Origin of the sequence: Streptomyces sp. NRRL S-350, from assembly GCF_000719705.1 — a bacterium.
In the GTDB taxonomy this organism is placed as follows: Bacteria; Actinomycetota; Actinomycetes; order Streptomycetales; family Streptomycetaceae; genus Kitasatospora.
In genome coordinates this window covers 1-9400 of the sequence record NZ_JOHO01000114.1, presented here as the reverse complement: position 1 = coordinate 9400, position 9400 = coordinate 1, and the positions used below count along the sequence as shown (strand labels likewise).

General features: G+C 74.5%; 7 protein-coding genes. 3 read left to right on the top strand and 4 right to left on the bottom strand.

Annotation, left to right across the window (positions count from 1 at the left end; translation table 11 throughout):
* Positions 1 to 5 precede the first annotated feature (5 nt).
* Both IF30_RS0139315 and IF30_RS0139310 read left to right on the top strand, forming a co-directional pair.
* Positions 6 to 1415 carry a hypothetical protein gene (locus tag IF30_RS0139315; RefSeq protein WP_078892050.1) on the top strand — a complete coding sequence of 470 codons (1410 nt, stop codon included), beginning with the start codon at positions 6 to 8 and terminating at the stop codon, positions 1413 to 1415.
* A 118-nt stretch (positions 1416 to 1533) separates the two neighbouring features.
* A complete protein-coding gene (locus tag IF30_RS0139310) occupies positions 1534 to 1749 on the top strand; it encodes an FmdB family zinc ribbon protein (protein ID WP_030247707.1) in 216 nt (71 codons plus the stop codon).
* Between the two features lie 25 nt (positions 1750 to 1774).
* Here IF30_RS0139310 and IF30_RS0139305 read toward each other — a convergent pair whose 3' ends face one another.
* The 3 genes from IF30_RS0139305 to IF30_RS0139295 all read right to left on the bottom strand — a co-directional run bounded on the left by IF30_RS0139305 (position 1775) and on the right by IF30_RS0139295 (position 6819).
* A complete protein-coding gene (locus IF30_RS0139305; RefSeq protein WP_234323018.1) occupies positions 1775 to 2749 on the bottom strand; it encodes an HAD family hydrolase in 975 nt (324 codons plus the stop codon).
* Positions 2749 to 5367 carry a phosphoribosyltransferase gene (locus IF30_RS0139300; RefSeq protein WP_037902859.1) on the bottom strand — a complete coding sequence of 873 codons (2619 nt, stop codon included), beginning with the start codon at positions 5365 to 5367 and terminating at the stop codon, positions 2749 to 2751. Before IF30_RS0139300 ends, IF30_RS0139305 begins: the two co-directional genes overlap by 1 nt.
* Before the next feature lie 246 nt (positions 5368 to 5613).
* A complete protein-coding gene (locus tag IF30_RS0139295; RefSeq protein ID WP_030247702.1) occupies positions 5614 to 6819 on the bottom strand; it encodes an HpcH/HpaI aldolase/citrate lyase family protein in 1206 nt (401 codons plus the stop codon).
* A 335-nt stretch (positions 6820 to 7154) separates the two neighbouring features.
* Here IF30_RS0139295 and IF30_RS0139290 point away from each other — a divergent pair, with 335 nt between their 5' ends.
* Complete coding sequence (locus tag IF30_RS0139290) at positions 7155 to 8333, top strand: TerD family protein (protein WP_030247701.1); 1179 nt, start codon at positions 7155 to 7157, stop codon at positions 8331 to 8333.
* Positions 8334 to 8477: 144 nt separating this feature from the next.
* Here IF30_RS0139290 and IF30_RS0139285 read toward each other — a convergent pair whose 3' ends face one another.
* Positions 8478 to 9224, bottom strand: a complete 747-nt coding sequence (locus IF30_RS0139285) for a Tellurium resistance (protein ID WP_030247699.1) — start codon at positions 9222 to 9224, stop codon at positions 8478 to 8480.
* Between the last annotated feature and the right edge of the window lie 176 nt (positions 9225 to 9400).

Genomic DNA, 9400 nt, shown 5'->3' with positions numbered 1-9400 from the left:
GGAGAATGGGGGCCGGATCAGCGGGTCGGAGCAGGGAGCGCGCAGTGACGGTGGCCGGCGGGAGCGGGCGGGGGCGGCGTCGGGCGGGGAGTGCGCTGGCGGACGCGCTGGTGTTGCCGGTGGTGCTGGCGGGTGCGCTGGGGGCGGTCGGTCTGGCGTCGGCCGGGAGCAGTGGCTGGTGGGGGCGGCGGGTCGGCGGCGAGGGCGTGCGGGCGGAGGCCAGGGAGGCCCGGGCCGCGGCGCAGGAGGCGTTCTTCGAGCTGGAGGAGACGCAGCGCGAGGTGCAGCTCGCGGTGGAGACCGTCCGCGCGGCCGAGGACGGGGCGACGGCGCAGCGTTCGCTGGCGGAGCTGGCGGCGATCTCCGGCCGGGTCGACCAGGTCACCGTGAACTACCTGGGCGCCCTCGACGCCCACAACCTGGACAGTGAGGCCCTGGACGCGGGGGCGGCCGCGCAGGCCAGGCGCCAGTTGGAGGACGTGAAGGGGCAGCTCGGCTCGGCGCGGGCGGAGTTGAACGACTTCCTGCGCCGCCTGCAGCCGACCCTCCAGCACGCCGAGCAGCAGTTGATGCGGGTCACGCCTGCGGTCGAGCAGGCCAAGCGGGCGCTGCTCACGGCCTCCAACGCGCTGGACGAGGCGCGCGGCGCGGGCTTGCGGGCGGACGATCTGGCGGCCCGGCTGGCCGAGCTGGCGCCGGAGCTGGGGCGGCTGAACGAGGGGCCGGCCCGGCACGGGGTGGCGGGCACCCTGCAGCGCGCGGACGACGTGAAGCAGCGCGCCGAGGCGATCGCCGCGGATGCCGCGCAGCTGCCGGAGCGGGCGCGGGAGATCGACCGGCGGGTGGCGAGCCTGCGGACCCGGATCCAGGCGCTGGAGACCAAGGCCGCGACGGTCGAGCCCGCGCTGAGCGAGCTGCGCCGCCGGTTCAGCACCGCGTGCTGGCAGGACCTGCAGCGGGTGCCGGACCAGGTCGCCGAGAGCGGGCGTGCCGCCGATCGCAAGCTCGCCGAGGCCGCCCGGGCCCGGGACGAGCAGCGCTGGGCGGACGCCACCGCCGCGATCGCGACCGTCCGGGCGCTGCTGGACACCGCGGACGGCTCGGTCGCGGCGGTGAACGACCGGCTGCGCCGGCTGAACGAGGTGCAGCACGACCCCCACCGGGAGGTCGAGCGCGCCCGCTTCGCCATCCGGGACGCGCAGCGGCTGGCGATGGCGGGGCGCAGCGCCCCGGACCCGCGGCACGCCGCACCGCTGGACGAGGCGGTGGCCCGGCTGGACCGTGCGGTGGCCACGCTGGAGGCGGCGGGCCGCCACCCCGACTACTGGCACTTCCTCACCGAGCTGGCGGCGGTGCGGGAGTCGGCGACGCAGGTGATCGGGCTGATCCGCGGAGACCTGGGCGGGCACCGGTAGCTCCGGCTCAAGCTCAAGCTCAAGCTCCGGCTCCGGCTCCGGAAGCGAGAGCCGGCGCCGGCTCTTGGCTCCGGCGACCAGCCGCACGGCGGCGGGACGCCCTCGGTACCCTGCCGGTATGCCACGCTACGACTTTCGCTGCCGCTCCTGCGGAGCCACCTTCGAGCTCCGCCGTCCGATGGCGCAGGCCAACGATCCCGCCGTCTGCCCGCAGGGCCACGAGGACACCGTGAAGCTGCTGTCCACCGTCGCCGTCACCGGCGGGGCCGCCACCCAGCAGGCCCCCGCCGGCGGGGGTGGGGGCGGCTGCTGCGGTGGCGGCTGCTGCGGCTGACGGACGGACCATGGCGTGCCGGCCGCTACCCGGCGGCCGGCACGACCGTCCCGCCCGCCTCCGTAGCGGCCACCTCGGCCGTATCCGCCACCACCGAGACGCCCCCTACCGAGTCACCCACCGGCGCACCCACGCCCGCACCCACGCCCGCACCCACGCCCGCACCCGCACCCGCACCCGCACCCGCACCCGCCAGGAAGCGCCGGACGATCTCCTCCCCCGCCGCCACCCCCACCTCGTCGAGGGCGGTGACGCCGGGGGCCGTCCAACCGCAGTCCGCGAGTTCGCCGTGCCCCGGCCGCCAGCCCGCGTCAGCCGCGAGCAGCAGGTCCGCGTCGAGCAGCGAGTCCCCGGCCGCGAGCACGGTGGTGGGGCCGGTCCGCCGGACGACTTCGGCGAGTGCGGCGCTCTTGGTGAGCGGCGCCGGGACGGCGTACACCTTGCGGCCCTGCAGCGAGACCGTCCAGCCGTGCTCGGCGCACCAGCCGGTCAGTTCCTCCAGCCAGCCGGCCGGCAGTGCGGCGCGCTCGACGACGAGGTAGGCGAACAGGTCGTCGGCGACGCGCCGCTTGTGCGTCCACTCCGGGTCGGCGCAGAGGGCGAGCCGCCGGACCACCTCCTCCAGCGGAGCCGCTCCGGCGGCGATCCGCGCGGTCATCTCGGCGCGCCAGTCCCGGTCCGGTACGCCGTTCACCAGCAGTTGGCCGCCGTTGGCGCAGATCGCGTACGCGGGGATCCAGTCGGGTGTGGGGCCGGGCAGTCGGACCCTCCTGTACTGCTCCGGCGTGCGGGTGGTGGCGGGGACGAAGCAGGCCTCGCGGGCGAGGTCGGCGAGCAGCCCGGCGGCCCGTTCCGTCATGAAGGACAGCGGCCGCCCCTGGTACACCTCGACGCAGAGCAGGCGCGGCGCGAGCGGGTCGGGGACGTCCAGGGCGAGGGCCCGGTCGGAGTAGATCAGCGTCCGGTCGAGGTCGCTGGCCACCAGTGTGCCGAGGCCCATCAGGATTCCCCTCCCGGGACTTCCGGTGTCCCTGTCACGGACCGCCCGTCGGTCCCGGTCGCTCCACGGCTGTAGCGGGGGTGGATCAGGCCGACGCAGGTGTACGGCAGGCCGTCCACGTCCTCGACCTCGACTCCGCGCTGGGCGGCGAGCAGTCGGACGTGGTCCAGGTCGGCGCCGGCGCCGCGTCGGGCGAGGATCCGCCAGGGGACGCGGCGCAGCAGCACCCGGGTGGTCTCGCCGACGCCGGGCTTGACGAGGTTGACGTTGTCGATGCCGTACTCGGCGCTGATCCGCTCGACGGCGGCCCAGCCGGCCCAGTCGGGCGCCCGGTCCCGGTCGGCGGCCAGCCGGTCGGCGCCGTCGACGGCGAGGTCGCGCACCGCGTCGAAGTGTGCGGCCACGGTGTCCAGGAAGGCCGCCGAGACGTCGCCGCCGGCCAGCTCGGTGTAGTGCTTGGCGCCGTGGAAGTCGTCCGGCCCGATCAGCCCGGCTCGTAGCACGGTGCGCGAAACGAGCCCGGACACCGTGGAGTTGAGGCAGGCGGACGGGATCAGGAAGTCGTCCCGGGTGCCGTACGTGCGCACGCAGCGGCCCGGGTCGGCGAGCACCGCGAGGTCGGGGTCGAAGTTGGTGCCGGCCAGGGCGTCGACGAGTTCGCGGGTGATGGCGCCCTTGCCGGTCCAGCCGTCCACGAACACGACGTCCTGCGCGCGGTGGTGGGCGGCCAGGTAGCGCAGCGCGACGGTGTCGATGCCGCGGCCCCGCACGATCGAGACGGCGTAGTGCGGCACGGCCAGGCCGTGGGCGAAGGCCAGCCAGCGGCGGATCAGGATGCCGACGGGTGTGCCGGCCCGTGCCAGCGAGGCGAGCACCAGCCCCGGGCCGCGCTCGCGCAGCAGCGTCTCGGCGACGGTGCCGACGGCGAGGGCGATCCGGCGGGCCGAGCCGCGCAGCGCCTGGTGGAACAGCTCCTGGTACTGCGGGCTGGGCTGGTACTCGACCGGCAGCGACTCCGCATAGTGCGCGCCACCGCTCTGGACGGCCTCCTCGCGTTCCTCGGCGGGCGCTTCGAGCGCCACCCCGGAGAGGTCCTTGAGCAGCCAGGCCACTTCGTCGGCCCGGTACGAGGAGAACGCCGGGCCGTACAGCGGCATCGGCAGCGTCGCGGCGGGCAGCACCGCCCGGCTGGCCCATCCCGCCGGCTCTGCGACCGCCGGTTCAGCCGCCACCGGCTCGGCGACTGCCGACGCCGCCACCACCGGCCGGTGCGAGGGCACCACCGCCAGCACCACCCGGTCCGTGACCTGCCGCAACTGCCCGAGCAGCGCCCGCTCGCCCCGGTGCAGCGCCGGGGTGTCGGCGAGGTCGTCCACCACCAGCACTATGGCGTCGAAGCGCCGTTCGGGGTCGCTGCCGGGGGCGACGTTGTACGCGTAGCGCTCGCGCGAGGCGTCGTCCTGTGGGTCGTCGTGGGCGGGGAAGGCCAGCCGGGTGCGGATGGCGTAGCCGGGGTCGTCCACGGCCAGGACGGGTGAGCGGGTGGTGGTGGAGTACCGGACGCGGTCGCCGCCGAGCCGTTCGGCGAGGGCGCCGGCCAGGCGCAGCGGGGTGTACATCAGCTCTTCGAAGCCGAGCACCAGCACCCGCCGCGCCTCACCGGGCACGGGCTCACCGGGCACGGGTTCACCGGGAAGGGCTTCAGCGTGCGGGGCTTCAGCGTGCGGGGCTTCGACGGAGAGGGCCTCGGCGATCTGCCCGGCGAGCCGGGGCAGGGCCGCGTCGAGCCGGGCGCGGTCGTGGGCGGTGAAGCCGTGCCGGCCGCCGTCCGGGAGTCCGGCGGGCCAGTCCAGGCCGACCCGGACCAGCGGCGCGGGCGCGGCCGCCGGGGGTAGCGGGGCGGGCGCCGCCTCGGCGATCAGCCGCTCGGCCCGCGCCAGGACGTCCTCGGGCAGCGAGACGGCGCCGCTGGCGGTGGCCACCAGGTCGAGCCGGGCGCCGAGTTCGGCGGCGGTGTCGGCGAGCCGGGTCCGGTCGGCGGCGGAGCGCAGGTCGACGAGGGCGACCACGACGTAGTGGTCGCGGGGGTGGCGGGCGTGCAGGTCGCGGATGGTGTTGAGGACGGTACGGCCGGTCGAGAACTCGTCGTCCACCAGCACCAGCGGCCCGCCTCCGGCGAGGAGCCCGGGGTCGGCCGGGAGCAGCAGGTGCGAGGTGGCGTGCGAGTGTTCTTCCTCGAAGCCGCCGAACGAGCGCATCCCGGGCACCGGGCGGCGGGTGGAGTGCAGGTAGGGGGCGTCGAGGCTGTCGGCGACGCTGTGGCCGAGGCCGGTGGCGGTCTCCGCGTAGCCGAGCACGACGGCCCGCCCGGCTGCGGGCTCGCCGAGAAGTTCGCGGACCCTGCGGCCGAGTTCGAGTCCGGCGCCGTGGACCACCGAGGGGCGCTGCGGCACGTGCTTGCCGAGCACGTTGGAGACGAGCAGGTGGGCGCGTTTGCGGTTCTCCCTGAGGGCCAGGCCGACGAGTTCGGGGAGGCGCTCGGAGCCGCTCAGCGCGATGCCCGCCCGGTCGGCGACCCAACGGCCGGTCCATGTCTGCGGCGCGTGGGGTGTCTGCAGTGTCCGGGCGGTCTGCGGCGTCTGCGGCGTTTGCGGCCTCTGCGGTGTCCGGGGTGTTGCTGTCACTGCTGGTCCTGCCTTCGATGGTGCCGGTGCGAGCATTCAAGCGTTCGTACGTTCGTCATTTCCGTCCGGACGTCCCGACCTCCCGACCTTCCCGTCCTCCCGAGCTCCCGACCCCCCGAGCTCCCGACCCCCCGACGTCCGTCCGGGGAGCCGTCACAGCGGTCCCGGTGCGTCCCGGCTTCAGCCGCACAGGCACGCCGACAGCAGTTCGGCGAAGCTCACGTCCTCGCGGGCCACCCCGAACACGTCCGCCCGCAGCAGTACGCGTTCCGCCCAGGCCCGGTGCGGCCGGACCTCGTTCATCTTGTTGGTGTACGCCGAGCGCAGCACCCCGCCGCCGTCCTGCTCCTGCCGGAGGATGTCGCGAGCGTCGCAGTACTCCTCGTGGGTGACCACGGAGAGCGCGTGCACGGCGGGCACGTGGCTGGGGTGGATGCACGTCTTGCCGAGCAGGCCGTTGGCCCGGTCGAGTTCGACCTCCCGGATCAGCCCGTCCAGGTCGTGCTCGATGATCCGCCGGCGGATCTCCTCGCCGGAGGCCGGGGGCGTTCCCGGGGCGGTGAACGAGCCCTCGGTGAACGGGGTGCGGCGCAGCTGCGGCTTGAACATCCGTTCCTGTACGGGGAAGTACTCCCAGACCGGCCCGGTGACGGTGTACCCGGTGCCGTCCGCGCGGCCGAGCACGTTGACCACGTCCCCGATCACCGCCGCGACCAGCGCGACGTCGTACGCGGTGAGGTCGGGCGAGCGCCGCAGGCCGTACGCGGAGCAGAGGTCGGTGACGCCGAGCCGGACGGCCAGCACCCGGTCCCGGTGCCCGGCGAGGAGGTCGGCGATGCCGAAGAGCCGGCTTTGCCGGGTCTCCAGGTGGGCGAGTTCGGGCGACTCCAGGACGGGCATGGCGAACAGCCGCCGTCCGGTCGCGGCCTCGGCGGCGGTGAGCGCGGCCAGGTACTCGCCTCCGTTGCCGGGGGTGAACTTGGGCAGCACGAAGCCGCTGAGCAGCTCGACGGCCGGGCCGAGCCGCTCGGCCAGGTCGGGGATCTGGGTGGCGGATCGGACTCTGATGAAGAGCAGTGGATGACCCTGTGTGCAGTCGGTGAAATCCTTGGCCAGGTCATTCAACTGCTCGACCAGGTTGCGCTCCCCGGCGTCCACCTCGTGGTCGGCGATCGCGTCCTCCAGGCAGAGCACCATCGACACCACGCCCCGAGCAGCCTGTTTGCGGATGTCGGCGGCCAGTGCGGGCCTGGTGGCGGGGCTGTAGAGGGTGCCGCCGAGCGCGGTGGCGAGCACGCGGGGCTCGCTCGCCGCACTGAACGCCTGCGGCTGCTCCAGGAAGAGCCGGCCGCGTACGTCCTCGGCGAGGTGGCCGAAATGGCGCAAGGTGGTCTCCTCCAGGAAGTGGGCCGGCCCCCGGCCCATTGCCGACGACACCCTGGTCAACCGGCCGACCGGGCGCCACGGTTCCCCGGACGCGCCACCGGTGGACGTTCCTCCATCGAACCCCGGGGGCCGTTCGACCGCCCATCGTACGGACTGGATCCGGCCGCTCCCGGTCCCCCTCCACTGAACTCCCGGAACATCCCGGTCCGCTTGGATGATCATGGGACGGAGGACCGCAAACCCCGGAAAGCGCAAGTCTTGGCAAAGTCCGACCCGGTGCGGGCCGCTCCGGTCACGTTGTCCGAAGGGGTGGCGAACAGGCAGGATGGTCGGCTATGACGCACGTGATGGCCAAGGGCGCCAACATCGCACTGCCGGCGGCGGCGGTCCGCGCCGTGCTGCGCTGGAGCGCCACGCCCGGTGCGCCGGACGTGGACGCGTCCGCGCTGCTGCTCGGCGCCAACGGCAGGGTCCGTTCGGACGCCGACTTCGTCTTCTACAACCAGCCGCGCCACCCCTCCGGCACCGTCCGCCACCTGCCCAAGCAGCAGACCTCCGGCGGCGCCGAGATCATCGACACGGTCGAGGTCGAGCTCGGCAAGCTGCCCGCCGACGTGGACCGCGTGGTGCTGGCCGGCTCCTCCGAGGGCGGGTCGTTCCGGGCGGTACCGGGCCTGCGGCTGCTGCTGTTCGACGCCGCGGCCGGTGAGGCCGCGCCGGCGATCGCCGAGTTCGAGATCAGTGACGCCGAGAACGTCACCGCCATGGTCGCGGGCGAGCTGTACCGCCGGGCCGGGTCCTGGAAGTTCCGGGCGGTCGGCCAGGGCTACACCTCCGGGCTGATCGGACTGGCCACCGACTTCGGCATCACCGTCGAGGACGAGGCGGCGGGCGCCGTGCCCGACCCGGTACCGGTACCGACCCCGGCTCCCGTCTCCACCGCCACGCCGACCGGCGCGGCCGACCCGCGCAGCACTCCGCTGCCGGACCCGCGCTCGCCCGCCCCCGAGCCCGGCACCTTCACCCTGGCCCCGGCCGTCCCCCAGCAGCAGGCCCCGGCGACCCCGGCCCCGGCAGCCGTCCCGGCCGTCGCCGCAGGCGCGCCTACGAGCACTCCGCCCGCCGCGCCGGGAACCCCCCCGCCGCCCGCGGCGCCGCCCACCATGCCCCCGGCCATCCCGCCGGCCCCGCCCACCCCGCCGCCGGGCCACCCGCAGGGCACGGGCTACGGCTACCCGCAGCAGCAGCCCGGTACGGGGTACGGCTACCCGCAGCCCGGCACCGGCTACGGCTACCCGCCGCCCGCCCAGCCGTACCAGCAGCCCGGCACGGGTTACGGCTACCCCCAGCCCCACCAGCCGTACCAGCAGCCCGGCACCGGTTACGGCTACCCGCAGCCCGGCACCGGCCAGCAGCAGCCCGTCCCGCCGCAGCCGCCGACGGTCCAGCCTCCGGCGCCCACCGGCGAGGAGTTCGCACTGCCGCCGCAGGGCCCGCAGTTCCAGCCCCGCTGAGGCGCCGCCGAGCCGAGCCACCGAGCCGAGCCGAGCCGCCGGGATCGGCACCCGGGGCGGGCACGCCCGAACCGGCCCGCCCGCCCCGAACCGACAGAACCGCCCGACCCGCCCGAACCGGCCGAAATCCGCCCTCAGCGGCCCTCAGCCGCCCGGCTGGCCCTTGTACCCCCGCTGCCACTGCATCCCGAACCCGTACAGCCGGTCGATGTCCGACTGGAACCCGTTGACGTACCGCACCTCCCGGCGCACCGTCAGCTGGTTGTCCCCGGAGTTCTCGATCAGCACCACGGCGCAGGAGCGTGCGGCCCGCGCCCGCTCCTCCAGCTTGATCTCGATCCGGGGCCCGGTCTGCGGCACGATCGTCACCACCGCCTGCGACTGCTCGAAGGCCGGCGTGCCGTCGTAGATGTAGACGAAGATCAGCAGCCGTTTGAACCTGTCCTTCTTCTCCAGGTTGACGTACATCGTCTCGCCGGAGGGCGCGCCGTACTGGTCGTCGCCGCTGAGCTTGACGTACGGCGGGTTCTGGAGGTCGCCGAACAGGCCGCCGAGCGGCTGCACCACGCCCGTTGTCCCGTCGGAGAGTTCGTACATGCAGGCCAGGTCGAGGTCGACGTTCAGCGGCTCGTTGCCCTGCGGCGAGTCGGGCTCCTGCGGGCTGAGGATCCGCGGGCTGAAGATCCGCCGGACCGTGTCCCTGGTGCTCGGCCGGTCGGCGCCGGCCCGCATCGACCAGTGCAGGTTGACGTAGAGGTAGCCGGTGGTGGCGGCCGACCCGGTGATCGCGTGCTGCGGGGTCGACTTGGTGAGTGTGACCTTGTGCTGAGCGCCCGGGTCGTCGAAGTTGTGGCTCTTCTCCCCGCGCAGGTACTCCCAGATCGAGACCATCCCGTCCTCTCCCCCTGCTTCCGCCAGGCGATCTGACGTTCCGCCGACCAATGATCGGGCATCGGCCCGGCCGCCGGATACCCCGTCCCACGCCGACCCCGTCCTCAGCCCTGTCCCCAGACCTGTCTCTTATACACATCTGACGCTGCCGACGAAGAGGATAGTGTAGATCTCGG